The organism is Amycolatopsis sp. CA-161197, from assembly GCF_050942255.1.
Taxonomy (GTDB): domain Bacteria; phylum Actinomycetota; class Actinomycetes; order Mycobacteriales; family Pseudonocardiaceae; genus Amycolatopsis.
The window spans coordinates 8,713,376-8,735,571 of sequence record NZ_CP192059.1 but is presented as its reverse complement, the minus strand read 5'-3'; the positions used below and the strand labels follow the sequence as shown (position 1 = coordinate 8,735,571).

General features: G+C 67.7%; 18 protein-coding genes and 2 pseudogenes. 7 read left to right on the top strand and 13 right to left on the bottom strand.

Features of this window, described 5'->3' with window-relative positions; translation table 11 throughout:
• The first annotated feature begins 93 nt into the window (after positions 1-93).
• Positions 94-1,068: an aldo/keto reductase gene (locus ACQPXB_RS41345; protein ID WP_432847263.1), complete on the top strand. Its 975-nt coding sequence runs from the start codon at positions 94-96 to the stop codon at positions 1,066-1,068.
• Positions 1,069-1,071: 3 nt separating this feature from the next.
• On the opposite strand, the gene ACQPXB_RS41340 is transcribed toward ACQPXB_RS41345, so the two are convergent.
• Positions 1,072-2,448, bottom strand: a complete 1,377-nt coding sequence (locus ACQPXB_RS41340) for a WS/DGAT/MGAT family O-acyltransferase (RefSeq protein WP_432847261.1) — start codon at positions 2,446-2,448, stop codon at positions 1,072-1,074.
• Positions 2,449-2,610: 162 nt separating this feature from the next.
• Between ACQPXB_RS41340 and ACQPXB_RS41335 the strand changes: the two genes are divergently transcribed.
• Genes ACQPXB_RS41335 through ACQPXB_RS41320 form a run of 4 tightly spaced genes read left to right on the top strand, consistent with a single transcriptional unit; the run spans position 2,611 to position 8,766 of the window.
• The gene (locus ACQPXB_RS41335; protein WP_366579522.1) at positions 2,611-4,242 is read left to right on the top strand and encodes a thiamine pyrophosphate-binding protein; all 1,632 of its coding nucleotides are present in this window, start codon (positions 2,611-2,613) and stop codon (positions 4,240-4,242) included.
• Positions 4,242-6,299: a hydantoinase/oxoprolinase family protein gene (locus ACQPXB_RS41330; protein ID WP_432857001.1), complete on the top strand. Its 2,058-nt coding sequence runs from the start codon at positions 4,242-4,244 to the stop codon at positions 6,297-6,299. Before ACQPXB_RS41335 ends, ACQPXB_RS41330 begins: the two co-directional genes overlap by 1 nt.
• Positions 6,293-7,978, top strand: coding sequence for a hydantoinase B/oxoprolinase family protein (locus ACQPXB_RS41325; protein WP_432856998.1), 1,686 nt, complete (start codon positions 6,293-6,295; stop codon positions 7,976-7,978). Before ACQPXB_RS41330 ends, ACQPXB_RS41325 begins: the two co-directional genes overlap by 7 nt.
• Positions 7,979-7,980: 2 nt before the next feature.
• Positions 7,981-8,766, top strand: coding sequence for an SDR family NAD(P)-dependent oxidoreductase (locus ACQPXB_RS41320; protein WP_432847259.1), 786 nt, complete (start codon positions 7,981-7,983; stop codon positions 8,764-8,766).
• A 289-nt stretch (positions 8,767-9,055) separates the two neighbouring features.
• Here ACQPXB_RS41320 and ACQPXB_RS41315 read toward each other — a convergent pair whose 3' ends face one another.
• The 10 genes and pseudogenes from ACQPXB_RS41315 to ACQPXB_RS41270 all read right to left on the bottom strand — a co-directional run bounded on the left by ACQPXB_RS41315 (position 9,056) and on the right by ACQPXB_RS41270 (position 17,508).
• The gene (locus ACQPXB_RS41315; RefSeq protein ID WP_432856995.1) at positions 9,056-9,850 is read right to left on the bottom strand and encodes an NPCBM/NEW2 domain-containing protein; all 795 of its coding nucleotides are present in this window, start codon (positions 9,848-9,850) and stop codon (positions 9,056-9,058) included.
• Between the two features lie 9 nt (positions 9,851-9,859).
• A pseudogene (locus tag ACQPXB_RS41310) lies at positions 9,860-10,531 on the bottom strand (NPCBM/NEW2 domain-containing protein); the annotation flags it as partial.
• 92 nt (positions 10,532-10,623) lie between these two features.
• Positions 10,624-11,889 (bottom strand): tyrosine-type recombinase/integrase, encoded by a 1,266-nt coding sequence (locus ACQPXB_RS41305; protein ID WP_432847257.1) that lies wholly within the window; start codon positions 11,887-11,889, stop codon positions 10,624-10,626.
• A gap of 40 nt (positions 11,890-11,929) precedes the next feature.
• A complete protein-coding gene (locus ACQPXB_RS41300) occupies positions 11,930-12,160 on the bottom strand; it encodes a helix-turn-helix domain-containing protein (protein WP_432847255.1) in 231 nt (76 codons plus the stop codon).
• Entirely contained in the window at positions 12,157-13,800 is a 1,644-nt protein-coding gene (locus tag ACQPXB_RS41295; protein ID WP_432847253.1) for a replication initiator, read from the bottom strand. The genes ACQPXB_RS41300 and ACQPXB_RS41295 overlap by 4 nt, the downstream gene beginning before the upstream one ends.
• Positions 13,797-15,386: an FtsK/SpoIIIE domain-containing protein gene (locus tag ACQPXB_RS41290; RefSeq protein WP_432847252.1), complete on the bottom strand. Its 1,590-nt coding sequence runs from the start codon at positions 15,384-15,386 to the stop codon at positions 13,797-13,799. The genes ACQPXB_RS41295 and ACQPXB_RS41290 overlap by 4 nt, the downstream gene beginning before the upstream one ends.
• Before the next feature lie 338 nt (positions 15,387-15,724).
• A complete protein-coding gene (locus ACQPXB_RS41285; protein WP_432847250.1) occupies positions 15,725-16,402 on the bottom strand; it encodes a helix-turn-helix transcriptional regulator in 678 nt (225 codons plus the stop codon).
• A gap of 4 nt (positions 16,403-16,406) precedes the next feature.
• Positions 16,407-16,682: an AMED_5909 family protein gene (locus ACQPXB_RS41280; protein WP_432847248.1), complete on the bottom strand. Its 276-nt coding sequence runs from the start codon at positions 16,680-16,682 to the stop codon at positions 16,407-16,409.
• Positions 16,679-17,032 carry a hypothetical protein gene (locus ACQPXB_RS41275; RefSeq protein WP_432847246.1) on the bottom strand — a complete coding sequence of 118 codons (354 nt, stop codon included), beginning with the start codon at positions 17,030-17,032 and terminating at the stop codon, positions 16,679-16,681. The genes ACQPXB_RS41280 and ACQPXB_RS41275 overlap by 4 nt, the downstream gene beginning before the upstream one ends.
• Complete coding sequence (locus tag ACQPXB_RS41270; RefSeq protein WP_432847244.1) at positions 17,029-17,508, bottom strand: hypothetical protein; 480 nt, start codon at positions 17,506-17,508, stop codon at positions 17,029-17,031. Before ACQPXB_RS41270 ends, ACQPXB_RS41275 begins: the two co-directional genes overlap by 4 nt.
• Before the next feature lie 453 nt (positions 17,509-17,961).
• On the opposite strand from ACQPXB_RS41270, the gene ACQPXB_RS41265 reads away from it, so the two are divergent.
• Positions 17,962-19,335 carry a helix-turn-helix domain-containing protein gene (locus tag ACQPXB_RS41265; RefSeq protein WP_432847242.1) on the top strand — a complete coding sequence of 458 codons (1,374 nt, stop codon included), beginning with the start codon at positions 17,962-17,964 and terminating at the stop codon, positions 19,333-19,335.
• A 3-nt stretch (positions 19,336-19,338) separates the two neighbouring features.
• On the opposite strand, the gene cutA is transcribed toward ACQPXB_RS41265, so the two are convergent.
• Together cutA and ACQPXB_RS41255 are read right to left on the bottom strand one after the other, a co-directional pair.
• The gene (cutA, locus tag ACQPXB_RS41260; RefSeq protein ID WP_432847240.1) at positions 19,339-19,665 is read right to left on the bottom strand and encodes a divalent-cation tolerance protein CutA; all 327 of its coding nucleotides are present in this window, start codon (positions 19,663-19,665) and stop codon (positions 19,339-19,341) included.
• Positions 19,666-20,352: 687 nt separating this feature from the next.
• Positions 20,353-20,847: pseudogene (locus ACQPXB_RS41255) on the bottom strand (glycoside hydrolase family 27 protein); the annotation flags it as partial.
• A gap of 164 nt (positions 20,848-21,011) precedes the next feature.
• On the opposite strand from ACQPXB_RS41255, the gene ACQPXB_RS41250 reads away from it, so the two are divergent.
• Positions 21,012-22,193, top strand: coding sequence for a CaiB/BaiF CoA transferase family protein (locus tag ACQPXB_RS41250; protein WP_386954962.1), 1,182 nt, complete (start codon positions 21,012-21,014; stop codon positions 22,191-22,193).
• Positions 22,194-22,196 lie beyond the last annotated feature (3 nt).

Here is a 22,196-nt window from a genome sequence, read left to right as displayed (position 1 = left end):
ATCGGGACATTCGGCACAACTCGATATCCGCTGGCCGGGACGCACGCCACAGGTGTGGTGCGTGGCCGTGGCCCGTGTGCTCTCCTGAGGATCATGCGTACGACGATTCTGGGCAGGAGCGGCCTCGAAGTGTCGAGGATCGCCTTCGGCACGTGGCAGCTCGGCGGGCAGTGGGGTTCCTTCGACGAGGACACGGCGATCGCGGCCGTTCGGCACGCGCGCGAGCTCGGCGTGACCCTCTTCGACACCGCGCAGGCCTACGGCGGCGGCGCGGCCGAGCAGCTCCTCGGCAAGGCCCTGCGCAGCGAGCTGGACCACGACCGCGACAGCGTCGTCATCGCGACCAAGGGCGGCACGAAACCGCGCGCCGAACGGGCCCGCGACTCCCGCCGCGCGTGGCTCACACAGGGTGTGGACAACAGCCTGCGCCTGCTCGGCGTCGACCACCTCGACCTCTACCAGATCCACTGGCCCGACCCCGAGACGCCGGCGGCGGAGGTCGCGGCGACGCTGCAGGAGTTCGTCGACGCGGGCAAGGTCCGCCACGTCGGCGTCTCGAACTACAACGCCGCCCAGCTCGCGTCCTTCGACGAGACGCGCCCGGTGGAGACACTGCAGCCGCCGTACCACCTGTTCCGCCGCGGCATCGAGACCGATCCGCTGCCGTACGCGCGGGAACACGACATCGGCGTCCTCGCCTACAGCCCGCTCGGCAGCGGCCTGCTCACCGGCACCTTCACGGCCGACTCCGTCTTCGACGAGTCCGACTGGCGCTCGAAATCCTCGGCGTTCCAAGGGGAAAACCTGCGGCACAACCTGCAGATCGTCGACGAGCTCGCCAAGTTCGCCGCCGAACGGGGCGCGTCGGTCGGCCAGCTCGCGATCGCGTGGACGCTCGCCCAGCCCGGCGTCCACGTCGCCATCGTCGGCGCGCGCAAACCGCGCAACATCGAGGCCAGCGCGGCCGCCGCCGACCTCGATCTGACGCCCGAAGACCTCGCCGAGATCGAGCGCATCACCGCCGGCGCCATCCAGGTCGGCGGTGCCAGCCCGGAGGGCATCGCGTAAGTCCTACTTGACCCCCGTCGCGCCTTCCAGCTCGGCCAGCGCCGTGTCCAGGTGCGTGAGGATCCGCTGCAGGTGCGGCACGCTGCGCCGGCAACCGGTGATGCCGAAGTCGAGGTTGTCGCCGTTGCTGGTCAGCGTGATGTTCAGCGCCTGGCCGTCGAGCAGCACCGACGCCGGGTAGATGCCGTCGAGCGAAGCTCCGTTCCAGTACATCTGCTTGCGCGGGCCCGGGACGTTGGAGATCACCAGGTTGAACGGCGGGCGCGTGTTGTTCACGACGCCCGGGATCGGCGACGCGCCCAGCTGCGCCACGTTGACGCCCGAGAGCAGCAGCGTCTGCAGCGGCGTGAGCTCCGAGAAGAGCTTCTTGCCGTTGGTCATCGACGTGTGGATCGCCGAAAGCCGCAGCGCCGGGTCGGACAGGTCGGTGCCGAGGTTGCACAGCAGCGCGCCGATGTTGTTGCCGCTGGCCTCGCCCGCGTCGGCCTTGCGGCGCAGCGACACGGGCACCATCGCGATCAGCGGGGCGTCGGGCAGGGCGCTCTGCTCGATGAGGTAGTCGCGCAGCGCGCCGGAACACATGGCGAGCACCACGTCGTTGCGCGAGACGCCGGCGGCGGTCGCCACCGCGCGCACGCGGTCGAGCGACCACGACTGCGCGGCGAACCGGCGCGCACCGCCGATGGGCACGTTCAGCATCGTCTTCGGTGCCTGCATCGGCAGCGTGAGCGTGTGCTCGCGGAACGCTTCCCGCGCCACCTTGGCCGCGGCCGGCGCGATGCCCGCGACCTGGTCGAACGTCTTGCCCGCGAGGTTGAACAACGACGGCTGCGCGTGGCCGTTGCCGTTGCCGTCGGTCCCGTTGTGCCGGCTGCCCCACGGCGGCGGGCAGTCGAGGTCGTTCGGATCGTCGGACAGCGTGCCCTGCAGGTGGCGCAACGCGGAGACGCCGTCCATCAGCGAGTGGTGGATCTTCGAGTACATCGCGAACCGGCCGTCCTGCAGGCCCTCGATGAGGTGGATCTCCCACAACGGCCGGTGCCGGTCGAGCAGCGTGCTGTGCCAGCGGGAGGTGACCTCCAGCAGCTCGCGGATGCGGCCCGGCTGCGGCAGCGCGGAGTGTCGGAAGTGGTAGTCGAGCTCGAGCTCCGCGTCGGCGGTCCAGCGCACGTACCCGGCGGTGTTCACGGGCCGGCTCGGGCGGCGCCGGAAGACGCTGCGCATGTTGTCGGTCGCAAGCATCTTCTGGCGAAGATCGCTGAGGTAGTTGCCGTCCGCGGTCTCCGGTTTGCGGAACAGCTGCAGGCCGCCGACGTGCATGGGGTGTTCGCGGGTCTCGACCATCAGGAACATCGAGTCGGTCACGGGCATCAACGGCATTTTCCGACCACCTTCCGCCACGCCGGGGGCATCGGCGCACCCCGGAGCCCGAGTCTACGCACGATGGGCTCTTTCTTGCCCATTACTGCGTAACCGCTGGTGACAAACGGTGTCCGGTGACGACTGTGCGGTGCTTTCCCCGCGGTGGATACAGTGGCAGCCGTGGCAGGACGGACTGGTGCTCAGCATCTGGGCGACGCGCTGAAGGCACTCGGGACCGAAGTCGTGTTCGGGCTTCCCGGTGTGCACAACCTGCCGCTGTGGGAGGCGTTGGCGGAAACGGGAATCCGGATCATCGGTGTCCGGCACGAACAGACCGCCGGGTATGCGGCCGACGGTTATGCCCGCGCCACGGGAAAACTCGGCGTCGCGCTCGTGACGACCGGGCCCGGCGCGGCCAACACACTCGGCGCCGTGGGCGAGGCGATGGCCTCGGCCGCGCCGGTGCTCGTGGTCGCCACCGACATCCCGTCCACGCTCAAGCGCCCCGGCGTGGTGCGCGGTGTCCTGCACGAAACGTCCGATCAGCAGGCGATGTTCGCGCCCGTGACCAAGGCCGGCTTCACCGTCCACCGCGCCGACCAGATCGGCACCACCGTCCACCGCGCGGCGCGCCTGGCGCTGATGCCGCAGACCGGCCCGGTGTACCTCGGTATCCCGACCGACTACCTGCGGGAGACCACCGAGGCGAGCGGACCGCCGAAGCCGCTGGCCGAGCGGGTGCTCGACCTGCCGGACCTGGCGCGTGCCGCCGATCTCCTGTCCGGCGCGCGGCGTCCGTTGATCTGGGCCGGCGGTGGCGCATTGCGGGCGGAGGCGGGCGAGGCCATCGGCAAACTCGCCGAACGGCTGGCCGCCCCGGTGGTCACCACGTTCGCCGCGCGCGGGCTGCTGCCGCTCGATCACCCTTGCCTGGCCCCGAATCCGGTGCACGCGCCGGAGGTCGGCGAGCTGTGGGACGAGGCCGACGTGGTGCTCGCCATCGGCACCGACTTCGACGGCCTGATGACGCAGAACTGGCTGATGCCCGCGCCGCCCAAGCTGATCGCGGTGAACGTGGACGCCTTCGATGCGGCGAAGAACTACAAACCGGACATCACGTTGGTGGGTGACGCCCGCCGCGTCGTCGAGTCACTGCGCCCCGCCAGCCGGCCGGGCCTGGACGAGCTGACCGTGCGGCTGGCGTCCATCGGCCGCCGCGTGCGCCAGCGCATCCGCACCGAAGAACCGCAGGCAGCCGACTTCCTGTCCACTTTGGAGGAAGTGCTGCCGGAACCCTCGATGCTGGTCACCGACATGTGCGTGGCCGGCTACTGGATCGGCGGTTTCCACCGCGTGCGCGCACCGCGCAAGCTGGCGTACCCGATGGGCTGGGGCACGCTCGGCTACGGATTCCCCGCGTCGCTCGGCGCCGCCGCAACCGGTTCCGGGCGCGTGGTGTGCGTGACCGGCGACGGCGGTTTCCTCTACGCGGTGGGCGATCTCGCGACGCTCGCGGAGGAGCAGCTGCCCGTGACGGTCGTGGTCGTCGACGACGGCGGCTACGGCATGCTGCGCTACGACCAGGACCAGGAAGGCCTGCCGCACCGCGGGGTCGACTGGGACAGCCCGGACTTCGTCGGCCTGGCGCGGTCGTTCGGGGTGCACGCCGACCGCGTGTCCGGGTTCGGGCGCGCGTTCCGCCGGCTGCTGGGCGAGTTCATCGAGTCGGACGAGCCCAACGTGCTCGTGGTGCGGGCGAAGCTGAAGCCGCCGGTGAACACCTCGCCCCGGTGGCCGCGGAAACCGCGCTGATGACGGGCCTGCGGGTCGGCGTCGACATCGGTGGCACGTTCACGGACCTGTGCGTGCTCGGCGAATCCGGGGTCGTCGCGGTCGGGAAGGTGCTGACCACCCAACGCGAGCCGGCGCTCGCGGTCGCCGAGGGCCTGGCGGAGGTGTTCGCGCGCGCCGGGCTGGACTTCGGCGACGTCGAGCAGCTCGTGCACGGCACCACGCTCGTCACCAACGCGCTGATCGAACGCAAGGGCGCGCGCACGGCGTTGCTCGCCACAGCGGGGTTCCGCGACGTGCTCGAGATGCGCCGCGAACACCGCTACGAGCTCTACGACCTGCGCCTCGAGCTGCCCGAGCCGCTGGTGCCGCGGTACCTGCGCTTCGACGTGCCGGAGCGGGTCCTGGCCGACGGGACCGTCCACACGGGACTGGACGAGGAGTACGTCGCGCGGCTGGGCCGTGAGCTCGACGCCCGGGGGATCGACGCCGTCGCCGTGTGTTTCCTGCACTCCTTCACCAATCCCGCGCACGAGCGGCGCACGGCCGAGGTGCTGGCGCGAGTAGCGCCGCGGCTGCGGGTGGCGCTGTCGTCCGAAGTGGTGCCGGAGATACGGGAGTTCGAACGGACGTCGACCACCGTCGCGAACGTCTACGTGCAGGACCTCGCCGAGCGGTACCTCGCGGATCTGGCGCGCCGGCTGCGTGAGCTCGGCGTGCGGCCCGCGCCGCACATCATGTTGTCCCACGGCGGGATCGCGACCGTCGAGACCGCGGGCCGGTATCCGATCCGCATCCTCGAATCCGGCCCGGCGGGCGGGGCGCTCGCCGCGTCGGCGTTCGGCGTCGGGGCCGGGGAACGCGACCTGCTGGCGTTCGACATGGGCGGCACCACGGCGAAACTCTGCCTGGTCGCCGACGGCGCGCCCCTGGTGACGCACGAGTTCGAGGTCGGCCGCGAGTACCGGCTGCTGCCGGGCTCGGGGCTGCCGGTGAAGGTGCCGGTGACCGACATGATCGAGATCGGCGTCGGCGGTGGCTCGATCGCGCGCGTGAACGCGCTGGGGCTGCTGACCGTCGGGCCGGATTCAGCGGGGTCGGAGCCGGGCCCGGTGTGTTACGGCCGCGGCGGGACCGAGCCGACGGTCACCGACGCCGACCTGCTGCTCGGCTACCTCGACCCCGCGTACTTCCTCGGCGGCGGGATGGCGCTCGACGTCTCGGCGGCTCACGAGGCGGTGCGGACGAAGATCGCCGAACCGCTGGGCGTGAGCGTCGAGGAAGCGGCCTGGGGCATCCACACGAGCGTGAACGAGGACATGGCCAACGCGGCGCGCGTGCACGCCGTGGAGCGCGGCAAGGATCCGGCGAAACTGCCGATGTACACGTTCGGCGGCGCGGGTCCGGTGCACGGCGCCGGTGTCGCCCGGGCGCTCGGGGCGCCGACGGTGGTGGCGCCGCCGGCCGCGGGTGTGCTGAGCGCGCTCGGGTTTCTGACGGCGCCGCTGGCGTTCGACTTCGTGCGTTCGGCGCGGGCGGCCGTGCTCGACCTGTCGTGGGAGGACGTCGACGCGCGGTTCGCCGAGATGGAGGCCGAGGGCGCGGCGCTGCTGCGGGAGTCCGGTGTGGACGGTGCCGACGTGACCCACGCGCGCGTCGCCGAGATGCGGTATGCCGGACAGGGGTACGAGATCCGCGTGCCGGTGCGGGCTTCGGCCGCGACTTGGCCGGACGCCCTGGTCGCGGATTTCACCGACGTCTACCGCTCGTTGTACCGGCGAAGCGGACCGCCGGTGGCGGTGGAGGTGCTGAACTGGCGGGTGGTCTCGTCGGCTCCGGCGCCCGAGGTTTCGTTGCGGCTCAAGGACTCCGCGTCCGGAGACGCGTGCAGCGGCAGCCGCCTGGTGTACTTCTCGGGTGGATTTGTCGACACGGCGGTGGTGGACCGGTACCGGTTGCGGCCGGGCGCGCAGGTCACCGGCCCCGCGATCGTGCAGGAACGCGAGTCGACCGTGGTCGTCCCGCCGGGCGCGCGCTGCGTGGTGCGCGGCGACGCGAGCCTGGAGGTAAGCTGGTGACCGATCCGATCCTCGTGGGCCTGATCGGCAACCGGCTGCACTCGATCCTCGCCGAGCAGCAGAACGCGCTGGTCAACACGGCGTTCTCCGCAGTGGTGCGCGAATCGCTCGACCTCGCGTGCGCCGTGTTCGACTCGCGCGGCGAGATGATCGGCCAGTCGACCGGCGGCACGCCCGGCCACATCAACGCGATGGCCACGGGTCTGCGCCACTTCGTCGCCGAGTACCCGCCGGAGACGCTGGAGCCCGGCGACGTGCTGCTCACCAACGACCCGTGGCAGACGGCCGGGCAGATCAACGACATCACCGTCGCCACGCCGGTTTTCGCCGGTGGCCGGCTGGTCGCGTGGTTCGCGTCGTGCTGCCACGCGCCGGACATCGGGGGCCGGCTCGTGTCCGCGGACGCCACGGAGGTCTTCGAGGAGGGCCTGCGGCTGCCGATCCTGAAGTTCCTCCGCGCCGGCGAGGTCAACGCCGATCTGGAACGGCTGATCCGCGCCAACGTCCGCACACCCGAGGAGACCATCGGCGACCTGTACGCGCAGGTCGCGGGCAACGACGTCGGCGCGGCGAGCCTCGTGCGGCTGCTGGACGAGTTCGGGCTGACGTTGCTGGACGACGTCGCCGCCGAGATCATGAACCGCTCCGAACGCGCACTGCGGGAGGCGATCACCGCGTTGCCGGACGGCGTGTACCGCAACGAGCTGGTGACCGACGGCTTCGACGACGAACCGGTCGTGCTGCGTGTCGCGGTGACCGTGGCGGACGACGAGATCCACGTGGACTTCGCGGGTTCGTCGCCGCAGAGCCGGCGCGGGATCAACGTGGTGCTGAACTACACGCGGGCGTACGCGTCGTTCGCGGTGAAGGCCGCGATCTCGCCGGAGGTGCCGCACAACGCCGGCTCGTTCCGGCCCGTGCACGTGACCGCGCCGGAGGGCTCGGTACTCAACTGCGTGCCGCCGGCGCCCGTCGCGTCGCGGCACCTGATCGGGCATTTCCTGCCGTCGTTGCTGATCGGGGCGCTGCCGGACTGCCCCGTCGCGCCGAGTGCCGACGCGCTGTGGATGACGATCTGGCGTGGCGAGGGCTTCATGTCCACGGTGTTCCAGACCGGCGGCATGGGCGCGCGCGGGTCCCGCGACGGCCTCTCGACCACGGGTTTTCCCAGCGGCCTGCGCTCGACGCCCACCGAGGTGATCGAGACGAGCGCGCCGCTGGTGCAGGGCGTGCGGGAGCTGCGCGTGGACTCGGGTGGCGCCGGGCAGTTCCGCGGCGGGCTGGGCCAGCGAACAACGATGGCGGCCTTGGGCGGGATTCCCTGGAGCGTCAACGGGAACGTCGACCGGGTGCGGGCCGCCGCGTCCGGTGTGGACGATGGTGCTCCGGGCGCCCTCGGCCGGTTCGGGCTGGCCGGCGGCGCCGACCTCCCCGCCAAGAGCCGCGTGGCCCTGGACCCGCGCGCCGAGGTCGACGTCGTCCTCCCCGGTGGCGGCGGCTACGGCGACCCGCGGCGGCGCGCCGTGGCGGACGTCCTGGCCGACGTGGTGGCGGGGTACGTTTCCGCGGAGGCGGCCGAGTCCGTCTACGGCGTGGTGGTGCGCTACACCGGCGCGCCGGACGCGCTGGTCAGGCTGCCTGAGGACTACGAGGTGGCCGAACTTCGAGGGAGGGACTGAACATGGGTCGGTTGGCCGGCAAGGTCGCGGTGATCTTCGGGGGCGCGCGGGGCATCGGCCTCGCCACTGTGAAGGAGTTCCTGGCCGAGGGCGCCGTGGTTTTCGCGAGCGACATCCGCGAACCGGCTGCTCACCTGGACGGCTACCGCCACTCGCTCGTCGACGCCACCGACGAGACCGCGGTCAACGAGTTCGTCGCGGGCGTCATCGAGGACGCGGGCCGCATCGACGTGCTGGTGAACAACGTCGGCGCCCACCTCTCCAAACCCCTCACCGAGACGACACTGCAGGACTTCGACACCATCTTCGCCCTCAACGTCCGCACCGCCTTCCTCGGCACGCGCGCCGTCCTGCCCCACATGCTCGCCCAACGCTCCGGCAGCATCATCACGACCTCGTCCAACGGCGGCGTCATGGGCCGCCCCAGCGACCCCGTCTACAACGCGACGAAGCACGCCTTGGTCGGCCTCACGAAGTCCCTCGCCGTCGCCCACGCCCACCAGGGCATCCGCGCCAACACCGTCAACCCGGGCGCCATCGACACCGACATGCTCCGCTCGACCCTCGCCTCCCCGGACGACTTCGAGACCAAGCAACACCAACTCGTCGCCAGCACCCCCGCCGCCCGCGTCGGCGAAGCCACCGAAGTCGCCAAAGCCATCCTCTTCCTGGCCACCGACGAATCCCGCTTCATCAACGGCGTCGTCCTCCCCATCGACGGCGCCAAATCCGCCGGCGCCATGCCCTCAAACCGCTACAGCCTCGACTTCGACCTAGGCGCCCGCTGACCCACGGCCACGGCCCCACCCAACCGCCGGCCGCCCACCCAAGCCACCGTGCGCTCGGGCCGCGCCACCCTCACCAACCGCCGCTCACCTACGCGCCGAAACCTGCACCCAGCCCCTCCCCGGCACCCCGATCCGAAGCCTCTTTGCGGCCGGCGACGTGTTGTCAAGGCACGCTTTCCCGCCTTGACAACACGTCACCGGCCGTCAACACAATCCAGCTTCGGGGTGCACGCCTGGCGCAACACGCCCTGCGAGGACAAGAACCAACTCCAGCAGAACCAGCCAGCCCTCAGCACGTCACCAAAGCATCAGCCCAATCAGCATGATCCGTGTTATTCCCATCCCCACCATCCGTCACCACAAGATCCAACACCTGCACCCCACCGAGCGGCACATCCAGAACCTGCGCCACCGACCCATGCCGCACCACATCCGTCGAAGCCAACGTCTTCCCATCCCCCCGAACCTCGAACGTCACACTCCCGGTCGCGAACTCATCATCCAGCCCCACAACCGAATGAAACGCCTGACACCCCCCACCCAAATACACCCGCACCAACGAAGGCGCATGCGCCCCCAGCCCATCCGAATACACCTGACCGTTGATCGTGATCGGATTCCCGTCACCAGCCTGGTTCTCCCCGTTGCTGGTCCCTCGCTCAACCGGACCCCACCCGTTCTCCGTCAGCAGGAACGGCGCCTTCGACATCGCCGTCACCCCGGCCGCGAACGGTGTCACCACCGGTCCACCCGCATCAGCTGACAACGATCGCTGCCCCCAGCCGGTCACGTACGAAGCCTTCACCGACATCGAAACCTGCGCCCCCGGCTTCACCGGCTTCACCGTCACCGCCCGTTCCCAAGACTTCCCCGGCGCCACCACGGGAACGAGCACCTCACCCCGCCCGTCGATCTGCCAACCAGCCGGCGAAGACACCGTCACCCGAGCCGCGGCAAGCGGCGTACTGCCGTCATTGGTCAGCCGGACATGCGCCGTAAACGGCTTCCCAGCCGGAAAATACGACCCCGCATCAAGCGACAACGTCGCCGCCGGTGCCGCCGCCGGGAACTTCGCCGGCCACACCCGCAACACCGCCGACCCGTGACGCGGCACAGTCGCCCGCAACGTCCCGGCGCTCTCGGTCTCCGCACCACTCCACAGATCCCGCACCCGGAAATCCCGCCCGGACAACCCGATCTCCGACGAGTTACTCGTCATCGTCGCGGCCGAAATCCCGCGGTTGAACAGCACCACCGCAGCCGAACCGTCCGACATCGGCTTCGTCCACACCTCGGTGTCGCCGTCGTCGCGCACCTTGTGACCCTGCACGCCCGCCCAGTCCTGGTCGAGGGCGACGACGTCCTTGTTCGCCAGGATCGCCTTCGTCGCGGCCGGCATGGAGCGGACGTCGTTGCCCGCCAGCAGCGGCGCGTTCATCAGCGACCAGAGCGCGAAATGCGAGCGGTACTCGGCGTCGGTCATGCCGCCGTTGCCGACCTCGAGCATGTCGGGGTCGTTCCAGCCGCCGGGACCGGAGTACTTCTCGAGCCCCACCTGCTGGTCGAGGATGCCGGTCATGCTGGTCCAGTTGTCGCTGATGTCACCGGTGGTGCGCCACAGCTGCGCGCCGGAGGTCTTGCCCCACAACCACGGCTGGTTCTCGCCCCACTCGCACAGCGCGTAGATCATCGAGCGCCCGGTTTTCTTGATCGCGTCGCCCATCTTCGTGTAGCGCTCGATGGCCGGGCGGCCCTCGTTGTTGCAGTTGTCGTACGAATGAAATCGAAATGCGCTTTGACCTGGGGATCTGGGCCCTCTCTCCTGGGTTTCGAGTAGCCCAGGCCGTCATCAGGCCGTCAGGCCGTCTCCTCGGCGGTCGGCGGCTTGCGACGGGGCTTGATCAAGTCGTCGATGGCGGCCCGGGCACGGTCGTAGCTGGAGGGCATGAGGTGCGTGTACACCTTCAGCGTGAACGCCTCAGACGCGTGACCGAGGAACGCCGCCAGAGCCTTGATCGACACGCCGCGTTCGAGCATGGCCGAGGCGAACAGGTGCCGCATGGCGTGCATCCCGTCCTCTCGATCCTCATATGACAGCCCGGCTCGCCTGAACGTGGGCCGCCAGATGACGTTGTTGAACGCCTGGCGGGTGTACAGCTCTCCGGCGTTGTTGGTCATCAGCACGTTCACCGTGTCGAACTCTTTGGCGTCCTGCTCACCCCACGGCAAGGTGATCGCCACCGGTGGGTAGATCTCCGTATACGCGTCGATCTCATCCAGCACGCCATACCCGAGCGGGATCACGCGAGTCTTGTGCCCCTTGGGTAGCTTGAACTTCCGCACTCCGTTCACGGTCACCATCTGCCGGGTGCAGTGGTACTCCATCTTCTCCCGGTCGATGTTGTCCGGGCTGAACGCGAAGATCTCGCCTTGGCGCAGTCCCAAGCCCGCCCCGAGCGGGGCACACGGCTTGAACCGGGCAGGCAACGCCAGCTCGACACGGTGACGCCGCGACTCCTTCCACGGCGTCACCTTCCGCGCCACCGGTGCCGGAGCCTTGATCGACTTGTCCCGGCACGGGTTCTTCTTGATCTTCCCGTCGGCAACCGCAGCGTCCAGGATCGACGACACGAGGTCGAACACCTGACGCTGGTAGTTCACTGACACCGGATTGTCCTGCTCAGCCATCCATGCGAGCCATTTCCGGATCAATTCCGGAGTGGCAAATGACTTCAGCATCTTCCTGCCCAGGAACGGAATTACCTGACTTTCCATCCTGTCTTTGAGGTTGGCTACGGTCGACTCGTCGCGCGATCGGCCAGCCAACACCTCCCATGCGTACTTTTCGAACTGAATCTCACCCGCCTTCGGGTCGATGTACGTGCCGTCGTAGACGGCGTTCTCCATCTTGGTCAGAAACTTCTGTGCTTCAGTCAGCTTCCCATCCGGGTACGACTTCGCGCGCTCGACCTTGTCCGGATCCAGGTAGCGAACCTTGTAACGCAGTCCCTTCCCGTGTAGCTCTGTCTTCTCCTGGACCGGCTTGCCTTTTCCGTTCAGCACGGGAAAGCCGGTTTCCGGATCTTCTTTGTCGCGAAACCATCGGTCTTGAATGTGACCCACTGATCGCTCCTCTCATAGATTGCCGAAGTAACGGGAACCCTTACGCTGCGCTGGCGTCAGCAACCCACGCCCGGACTGCGGCCGGGTCGTAGCGGACGTGCTTTCCCAGCTTCGAGAACGGCGGCCCGTACTTCTTCAGCCGCCAGTCCCTGAGCGTCTTGACCGGAATGTTGAGGAACGCCGCCAGTTCCTCAGGTCCCCACAGTCCCTCAACCGCCACGATGCGCACGCGTGCCGTCGTCCCCGTGTCCTCCCCTCCGCGTTGGGTCAAGCCGCCTCCACGGCCGTAGTTGCCGAAGTTTCGGGCCCCGGGGGCCCGGCGGCGGCGAGCATCGCGCGCTTGTATTCGGCCTCCCAGGTGATCCGTTCGGCGATGGCCCGCATCACCAGGTGATCCCTTGGCGGGCAGTGGGTGTCTCCGGGCTCGACTTTGCGCCACACGAACCGGCCCGGGTCCGGGTCCGGCTTGCTGATACCAACCGCCGCCAACGCCGAAAGCACGAAGCCGCGCCGGTCGGCCTTGTGCTCAGCCACAGTCTTGCCCGACCACTTGCGCGAGACGAGCACCCGCCGCCCTGGGAGCCCGAGTGTCGATCGGCGATGCGCCCGGCCTTTGCAGTGCCCCGGGGTGGTTTTGCCGTTGGCGCCCTTGGGATTGATCCCGTAGAGCAGCCACACCGCGCAGCGCGGCGAGCACGGCGTGACCGACAAGTGCGCGTGCAACAGGTCGTGGTGATCCCGCTGTCCGGCCGTGTCCGCGTCCACGACCTCGGCCGTGGACTTGGTGAGGTACTTGGTCAGGTAGCCGACGTGACGGCTTGCTTCGTCAGTCCCGCCGAGGATGCCCTTGGAGTGCACCTGGGCGCCGAAGGTCACCACATGCGCCGGGGTCTCCACGGCCTCCACCGCGTCATCCCACGACGTCAGCGGCGCACGCGTTTCCGGGTCCACAAAGGAACGAGCGTCGGCGTCCCACAACGGTTTCCGATCCGTGTAGACCAGTTCATCATGAGCGGGCCACCACACCTGGTGGTAGGTGGCTTCGGTGACCATGCGGATGGTGTCGTGGGAGATCGCACCCCGCAACGCCGTGTGCAGATGCGGTGCGGCCCGCCGTTGCGGTTCCACGGTGGCGAAGTACTGCACATCCCAGCCGACGACCCGGCGCAGGTTCTGCCACCACCGATCGACCAGCGCCGCGAAGTGCACCGCATCCCGAGCGGCGCGCCGGTAGTCGTAGCTCGCCGGATCGACCGGTGACCCATCGGGCCGCACCCGGCCGTAGGTGTCACAGGTCAGCGTGACGAACATCGACGGCCGGAACTTGCCCGCGAACTCCCGCCCGACCGTCGTCTTCGCTACCTTCCGCCGAGGCAGGTTCGGAGCATCCTGCCGACGCCGCGTCGACCGCTTCACCGCCTTCCGCTCCGGGACGTCGAGGGCGGGCAGGCGGCCGGTCATCCCCGAGGCCCGCAACTCGGCATCCACGGTCGCCACTTCCGCCCGCAGTTCCTCCGCTTCTGTCTCGTCTCCTGCCGTCATGACGTCGCGGTAGTGAGCAGCCAGGTCGGCCCGATAGGTCAGCAGCTCCGTTTGTGTCTCGGACACCGGTTCACGGGTGATTACCGGCTCTTCGGTCAGGTGCCAGCCCTCGCGGCACTGGGCCTGCCGCAGCGCCTTGGCCTTGCGCGCACACGGCAGGCACACCGATTCCACGGTGGACCCACACGGCACGGGGACGTAGCGAACTTCTCCGGTGTCGGCGTCCCCGACTTCCATCGTGAAGGGCCGGACGCACACCCCGTGCTTCTCCGCCGTGGCCTTCACCACCTCGGCTGCGAGTGCCCCGCGGATTCGCTGGACCGGTTCGGCCGGCGGGGCCTGCACCTGCGCATCTTCGGTGGTGGTCATGCCGACCTCCCTTCGCCCGTGCGTCGATCGGCGAGGCTGATCACCTGGGCGCCGCCGTTGGTGACGTAGTGCTCCAGTTGCTTGATGGTCTGGTCTGACACCCATCCCGCCCGCACGCGCAGCGGCTCACGCAGGCCCTCGCCCCACACGTAGCCGACACCCGCCGCCGATTCGGGGATGCGGTTCGCCCATGCGCCGCGTTCGTAGGCGCCGTCTCCGAGGACCATCGGAACCTGTGTTTTCGAGGTGAGCCGCATGGCGATGCGCCGGGGCAGGAGTTCCCGCACGGGCACCGTGTCCTTGGTCGGTTCCTGCACGTAGCCGCGCACGGTGAAGCCCAGAGCGCGGCCCTGCGTGGTCAGGATCGCGACCTTCTCCACGATGGCCTCGCGGGTCTTGCGGTCGGTGTACTTGGTCAACGCCCCGATCTCGTCGAACTCCAGCAGCTCCACCGGGTACTCCGTCGAGATCGGCACCTCACGCGTGTGTCCGGCGAACGTCCGCTTCCGGTTCTCCAGCTCGTCCAACAGTGCGTCGAGGACCTCTAGCGCTTCTTTCCCGCTCTGGCCATAGCGGGCGAAGATCCCGCGCCCGTAGGACAGCTCCATGGCCTTCGGGTCGATACCGGACAGCCGGATGACGCCGGACCGGATCGCCGACGCGGCCGCCACCAGCGGGCACCACATCACCGAGTTCTTTCCCGATCCCGTGGCCCCGGCCACCAGTGTGTGTGACCCGGTACCGACGAGCGGCAGCCGCCACGGTTTCCCGTACTCGGTCGAGCCCGCGAACACCGCCCGCAGGTCCACCCCGGTGCCATCGACAGCAACGAGGTCCGGCACCGGCAGGCACGTCACCGGCGACGCCAGCAGATCCCGCCGCATGAAGTCGATCGACACCACATCCGGTTCCAGCTCCCGGATCTGGCAGCGGGTGACCTTCCGGGCGACAGCCAGCGCGCGGGCCGCGTCGTCGAACTCCTCCGGGGTTTGTCCCGGCACCAGCCGCACCCGGACCTCATCCCAGGACGCGCCCGAGCGAACCGACAGCAGTTTCGGCACAGCGACACCGGCCGCCCGGCTTTCGCTGCGCGTCACGGAGTCGCGGCCCCGCCGACGACCGACCAGCGACACCGTCACGTCCACCGGCACCGACGCGTCCCGCACCACCAGGCCGCAGGCCGTCAGCCAGAGCGACAGCTTGCGGCCGTAGAGCGCCCAGCGCAGCCACCAGGCACGCAGCCACCGCCCGCAGCACTGGTCATAGCCCACCGCGTCCAGCCGCCACCAGACGAGCTGAACCAGCCCCAACGCGGCCACGGTGACGAGGAGCGAGACCCAGCCGAGCCAGTGGCACCAAGCCCACGCCGCCAGCAAGACGAGGCACGTGCGCCAGTGCGTGACCAGTTGCCGAACAATCCAGCCCACCATGCGAGCCAAGCCCCACAACGCCATTCCGACGACCGCCAGCGCGGCCAGCATCTCCAGCGCCCCGGCCAGCGCGCGCCCGATTTTGGCCAGGACCCACAGCAGCACGGCCAGGCCGCCGCCGACCACGAACACCATCGTCACGCCGTGTGCGTCCATCAGCGATCACCCCGAGCCGGGGCAGTCGACAGGTCCAGCGGCAACATGCCCTGGCACGAGGCGCACCGGTCTTCACCCGGCAGCAGACGGGCGAACTTCTTACAGGTTGTGCAGCGCATCCGGGTGACCCCGGTTGACTGCCGTTGGTTGTCATCATTTATTGTTCGCATTGTTCACTTACTCCAGTGGACAGGCGCAGAACCGGCGAAAAGGTTGGTAGCCAGGGAACCGGTTCTGCGCTCTACAGGGACAATTTCAGGCACGTGGGGACGCATTTACCAGAACACGCGTCCCCACGTGCTTTTTCTATATTCAATTCACGATCAGAACGGTAAAGATCAGATCCAGCACGTCACCGCCGCGTCGAACTCGCCGGACAGCTCAGCCAAGTCCGGCATAGGCACCGACGCACGGGCTTGCTGCAGAGCAGGGCGCACAAGGACACGCGGGCGACCAGCCAGCGGCGCGGGCAAGCAACCCTGTTCCCGTCGCAACTGGTCCCGCACAGCCGCCATGACCAGACCTCGGCAAGGCATGTCCAGCGCGCCCGCAACGTCGGTCACGACGCGAATCGACGGCGCCGAGGCACCCCGTTCCACCCTCGACAGCTCCGCAGCACTCACCCGCGTGCGCCCCACCAGGAACGCCAGCGTCACACCCCGGAACTTGCGCGCCGCATACATCTCGTCCCCGAACGTGCGAGGCATCGGCCCGATCGACACGGAGTAGGAGGGCCGCACATACGCACCACCCACGGCGGCGCGCACCTCCGCGTCCCGTGCCACTCCCGCCGTGAGCAATGCCAGCAGGAACGGCGAGACCCGCAACGCCGCCGCCATACCAACCACGTCCCGCATCGCGTGCAGCGGCCGGGCATCCCGTTCCAACGCGCTGACCCGCTCCCGCCGCATACCGCACCGGCTCCCCAGTGCCGTCATGGTCAGCCCTCGCTCCAACCGGCAACCCCGAATGAACTCGCCCGCTGAAAGGGAACTCACGCTGGTGACCTCATTCACCACCCTATTTAGCCCCGACACTCCGCATCACCTCCGCCGCCATCTCCTCCAGCTCGCCGATACGCCGCTCTTCAAACGAGGCGAACGCCATCAACTCGTGAAAGTGGCCACGGTCAATATCCGCGACCCGCTCATACATCCGCTTGTTCTCCCGCCGGAACCGAATCTTCTCTGTCAACAACGCGTCGTCGGGAGGGAACCGCGCATGCACCCACTCGTGCACCTCAGCCAAGGTTCGCGGCTCACCCGGCTTCTCCTGCTTACGTCCCACCACAATCACGCCCCTTCACTGGCAGAGCTGGGCAAACTCCGCCTCACCGGTGACGGCACACGCACGGCCGTCGCCGTCACCGGCCGCACATCGTCGAACAGCTCCCGCGCCTGATCCTCGAACTCCAGCGCAGCCAGCTCGACCGCCGCCGTAATCCACCACGGCAGCACCTGCGCACCCACCAACGCCCGCCACGCCTGCGAAACACGCTCGGCCGCATAACCCAGCTGCACCCGCACATCCGGCGTACTCGCCCGATGCTCCAGCGCGTACAGCTTCGAGTAGTCCTGATACGCGGCCGTCCACGCGTCAGCCAGCCACGCCGCCGACGGCCCCTGCTGCGCGTGCGTCATCGTCACGCCGCTTTCGTGTCTTCCGAAGCCGACGACGAAGCCGAACCACGCGACGACTTGCCCGCGCTAGCCGAGCCCGAGCCCGAACCAACAGCCTGGAACCCGGTAGCGCGGAACAGGTACGACTGATACTTGAACTCGCCGTTCCCGGCCACGCGCGGCTCTGCCGTCAACCCTTCCAGCTCGATCGGCCGCATGCCCGGAAGTACCTCACTCGTCGTCGGTACCGGCTGCACATCCGCCAGGAATGTGATCTCGAACGAAGCACGCTTCGCCTTGTCCTCGCCGGGATCCGTCACCATGCACTTCCACTGCCGCTTACCCGTAGCCTCGTCCACGCGCTGGCGGGTAGGCCGCCCCGCAGCCCGATCCTCCCGAGACTGATACTCCGTGTCCGCAGAAACCTCACCCACCATCACCAGACCCTGAGGGAACGCCTCAGCGAACGGAATCGAAAAACGGTAACCACGCTCAATAGCCATTATATTTGAACCCTTCTGTTATTGACTCTTGCTTGACTGATTTTCACTATCTACATCATCGGCTGTATCTATCAACATTCGACCAATTGTTTGCGCTTCATCTGCTGATAAAGTTAAGTCTCGTATTCCGGGAATAGAAAGGATTACATTGGTCCCGTCTCGAAAGGCCCACATGTACCTTTCTGCTCCCTCGTTGCTACCGCCCTTAGTCGCACGAGATCCGGTGCGCCGCCCGCGCTTCGCCATGTAACAGCCCTTTCACTTCCCGGCCTCCCTACGTGCTCGCCTTGTCGAACATCTACTACAATCGGCCAAAGCGGCCTGTTTTGAAACCGAGGACGGGCATATGAATGCGGCGTTGCGCACCGAATATTCCTGCGATGCATACGGCCAGGTCAGAGGCGTATCGCCGTGCTACACTGCATGCATACGGCGTCTTCAGGGGGTGACCAAATGAGCGACGATGTCACAGCAGTTGCGCCGGACCTTCCGGCTGACTTCTGGGAGCAATCGGACATCCGTTCTCCTCTGCTGAGCCAGCACTTCGGACGCTTCCTGCGCGCGTATCGATCCGCTCAGAGTCCGAAGGTCAAGCAGGCAGACCTAGCCGCGTGGCTCGGTATCACTCAAGGGCAGCTCAGCAAGCTCGAACGGTCGCCCGCTGCTATTCATGACCTGGTCAAGCTGCAGAAATGGGCCGAGGCTCTACGCGTACCAGCCGACCTCTTGTGGTTCAGCGGCCCGCAGGAAGGTCCTGCTCGCTTGACGGCTTCCGTTGGTCCTGCCGAGGGTGCCGCCCAAGAGTTAAGTGATGTGCCGCGTCGCGATTTGCTGAAGAGTGCTGGAGCTTTGGCTGTTTCGGCCGCAAGCGCTGGATTACTGGCGAATGCACCGTGGCAGCGCTTAATGGATTCAGTCGAAAAAGATCGACCCGTCGATATGGCTACTGTTCAGCTTATGCAAGACCGGACGGCGGACTTCCATGACAACGAGCACACCGCTCCAGCTCGTCAGCTACTTGAAGGCTTGTTGCGCCATCGCGCGGTTATATCTGCGTTGCTCGCCAATGCTCGGACGGATGCTGCGCGGAATGAACTCGTTCGCACTTTCGGCGAGACTGAGGCGCTCGTTGGATGGCTACATTTCGACCTTGGTAATTCGAGTGAAGCCGTGCAATCTTGGCGAAAGACGCTGAAGATCGCCAAGGACTCAGGTGATGGCCCTTTGGCTGCGTGTGCACTCTCCTATTGGAGTTACCTAGCTTCTTCTCGGAACGACACGATTCCGGCCATTCGTCTATTGCAGCAGGCTGAAAGCTACGTGCCCGGAAATACGGCGCCTGCTACCCGTTCTTGGGTTGCGGCCCGCGAGGCTGAGGAGTTGAGCCGGTTGGGCAATGAGACGGAGGCTATGCGCGCACTCGAACGAGCTTTCACGGCCTTCGATTTCGCGCATCCGCGCACGGAGCGTCATTGGACCACGTTCTTTACGGCAAACAGGCTCGGTAGCCTGACCGTCTCAACGTATATGGGGCTTCGGCATAAAGACGCACCCGCCATCGCTGATTCCTTGCTGGCGTCTCTGCCGCCGACTGTCCGAAAGCAGCGTGCTCTAGCGCTTGCAGACTTGACGACGCTTTGCGTGCGGGCGAACGACTACGAGCGAGCGCGCTCGCTGGTGGACGGTGCGATAGATTCCACCATCCGTACCGAGAGCAGCTTGTCACGCCAACGCCTGCTTACGCTCTCTTCCGAGCTTGCATCGGCAGACGTTGGCAGCCCCGGAAACTATATCCGCGAGAGTATTCGGTCGGGCTTGCGTCGGTAGCGATTAAGCCGGTCGAGTCTCAGTCGTCAGCCAGGCCAAGTATTCTTCACTTCCGGCTTCGATTGGCTGCGCCACGATATCAGGAACATCGTAGTGGTGATTTTCTTTGATATGTGCGAAAAGCAAGTCGAGTCGGTCAGCATCAGTTTTCACTAGACACTGCCACTCTTGCTCGTCGTGGATACTGCCTTCCCAGCGGTAGAAACTCCGAATCGGCCCTGAAACTTGAGCGCACGCGCCAAGACGTGCCTCCACGATGCCACGGGCCAATCGTGCGGCGTCCTCGGCGCTGTCAGTCATCGTCACCACTGTGTAGTAGCTGCGCGACAAGATGTGTCCTCCTTCGATCTGTTCAGCTCTGTCAGCCTACTGCCGAATTTGGCTCTATGGGATCAAGGCGCCGCCTGCGGCGGCGCGCATAGGGTCACCTCGCGTCCGGCGCGCGCCGCCCATGGCGGACCGGCCTCCCGCTCCGCTCCGGCCGGCCGCCGGGCGCGCCCGCCGACGGGTCGACAACTCGCGCGCGCCGCCGCACCTTCCCCGGAGACTGAACGGCAGCCCCAGCCAGCCTCCATCGGAGTTCGTCAGGCCGTGCAGCCGACGCAGTGAGCCCGTTCCCTCGCGCGGGATCGTTTAACACCGGAGCACCGGCATCAAGAGCGCCTGACGGCGTCGCTTCGCGATGAGCTGCGCTCACTCTTGACACCGGCACTCCGGTGCTAATGGCGGCAGGGGCGAGGAAGACGGGGGCGGAGAGCCCACCACGTGAAGTCAGTCCAAGGCGCAGCGCGAGGAGATACGACGATGCCGAGCCGTCAGCTCAGCCCCAACCAGACCGCCCTATTCAGCCTGTACCAGGTTGCGCGCTGGACCGAGCAGGGCCAGGCCGCCAGGCCGTCACCAGGCCGTGGAACGACCGGACCGAGTCGGACCCAACCGGACGCGACCAGCCCAAAACCGCAGGTCAAACGCCGCTCGCGCCGACGGGCCCCAGGTCGGTGCGTCACGGTTTCAGAAGTCGTACTTGAGGTAGTCGACGCCCCAGTCGGCGAAGGTCTGCGCGTCGACGTCCTCGTGGTCGAGCGCACCCGGCATGGTCTTCGCGCAGGTCTGCGTGCCGGCGCTGGTGTAGATGCCGAGCTTGAGGCCCTTGGCGTGCACGTAGTCGGCGAGCGCCTTGATGCCGCTCGGGAAGCGTTCGTGGTTGGGCTCGAACTTGCCCTCGGCGTTGCGGTTCTGCTCGGCCCAGCAGTCGTCGATGTTCACGTACTGGTAGCCGGCGTCGCGCAGGCCGCTGCTGACGATCGCGTCGGCGGTCTCGCGGATGAGCTCTTCGTTGATGTTGCAGCCGAACTTGTTCCAGCTGTTCCAGCCCATCGGCGGCAGCGCGCCGGTTTGCTGCTGGACGGCGTTCGGGGCGGCGGGGGCCGCTTCCGCGCTCGCGGTGGTGAGGGCGGTGGCCAGGCCGGTTGTCAGGCACGCAACCGCCAGCAGGCCCACAAGACGACGCATAAATAACCTCCCAGAGTGCGCAACCCAACTCATCAAAGCGGCACATACTCACCCAAAAATCAACAGGAGTGAACGGTTCACGTCAATGGGCCGTTGGTAGGTAATCCGTTGTCCGGGAGGTAGAAAGGAGGCGTAGGTCCGCGACGACGCCCGAGGAGCCGCCCATGCCCGAGGTCCGCCCGCTCGACGGTCTCAAGGTCGTCGACCTCTCCCGGATCCTGGCGGGGCCGTACTGCACGCAGTACCTCGGCGAGATGGGTGCCGACGTCGTCAAGGTCGAGCCGCCCGGCCACGGCGACGACACGCGCCTGTGGGGTCCGCCGTTCGTCGGCGACGAGGCCGTGTACTTCCTCGCGGCCAACCGCAACAAGCGCGGCATCGTGCTCGACCTCAAGTCCGAACGCGGCCGCGAAGCCGTGCGCCGGCTCGTGGCCGACGCGGACGTGCTCGTCGAGAACTTCCGCCCCGGCACGCTGGAGCGGTGGGGCCTGTCGTACGCCTCGCTGTCCGAGCTGAACCCGCGGCTGATCCACGTGTCGATCACGGGTTTCGGCCAGACCGGGCCGTACCGCGACCGGCCGGGCTACGACCTCGTCGCGCAGGCGCTCGGCGGCGTGATGGGGCTGACCGGCGAGCCCGACGGCGCGCCCGCCAAGGTGGGCCTGCCCGTGGCCGACCTCAACGCGGGCACGTGGGCGATCATCGGCGTGCTGATGGCTCTGCAGGCCCGGCACACAACCGGGCGCGGGCAGTACCTCGACGTCTCCCTGCTCGACGCGCAGCTCGCCTGGCACATCTACGCCGCGGGCGCACACTTCTATGACACCCCGCGCCCGCGCCGGATGGGCTCGGCGCACCCGAGCATCGTTCCGTACCAGGCGTACCACGTGTCCGACGGCTGGCTGATCATCGCGGTCGGCAGCGAGAAGCTGTGGCGCAACTTCTGCGGCGTGCTCGGCCTGGACATCGCGGAGGACCCGCGGTTCTCGACCAACGCCGCGCGGTCGGCCCACCGCGACGAGCTCAACGCGTTGCTGGAGGAAGTGCTGGTCACACGCACGGTCGACGAGTGGACGAAGGCGTTGGACGAGGCGAGCATCCCGGCCGCGCCGATCAACGACATCGACGACGTGTACGCCGACCCGTGGACCGCCGCGCGCGACCAGGTCGTGCGGCTGCCGCACCCGACCATCGGCACCTACCTCGGCACGGGTTTCCCGGTGAAGGCCTCGGACACGCAGCCGCGGCCGACGTCGGCGCCGCCGGTGCTGGGCCAGCACACGGCGGAGGTGCTCGCGGAAATCGGGTACTCGGAGTCGGAGATCGCCGAGTTCCTTTCGTTGTGACAC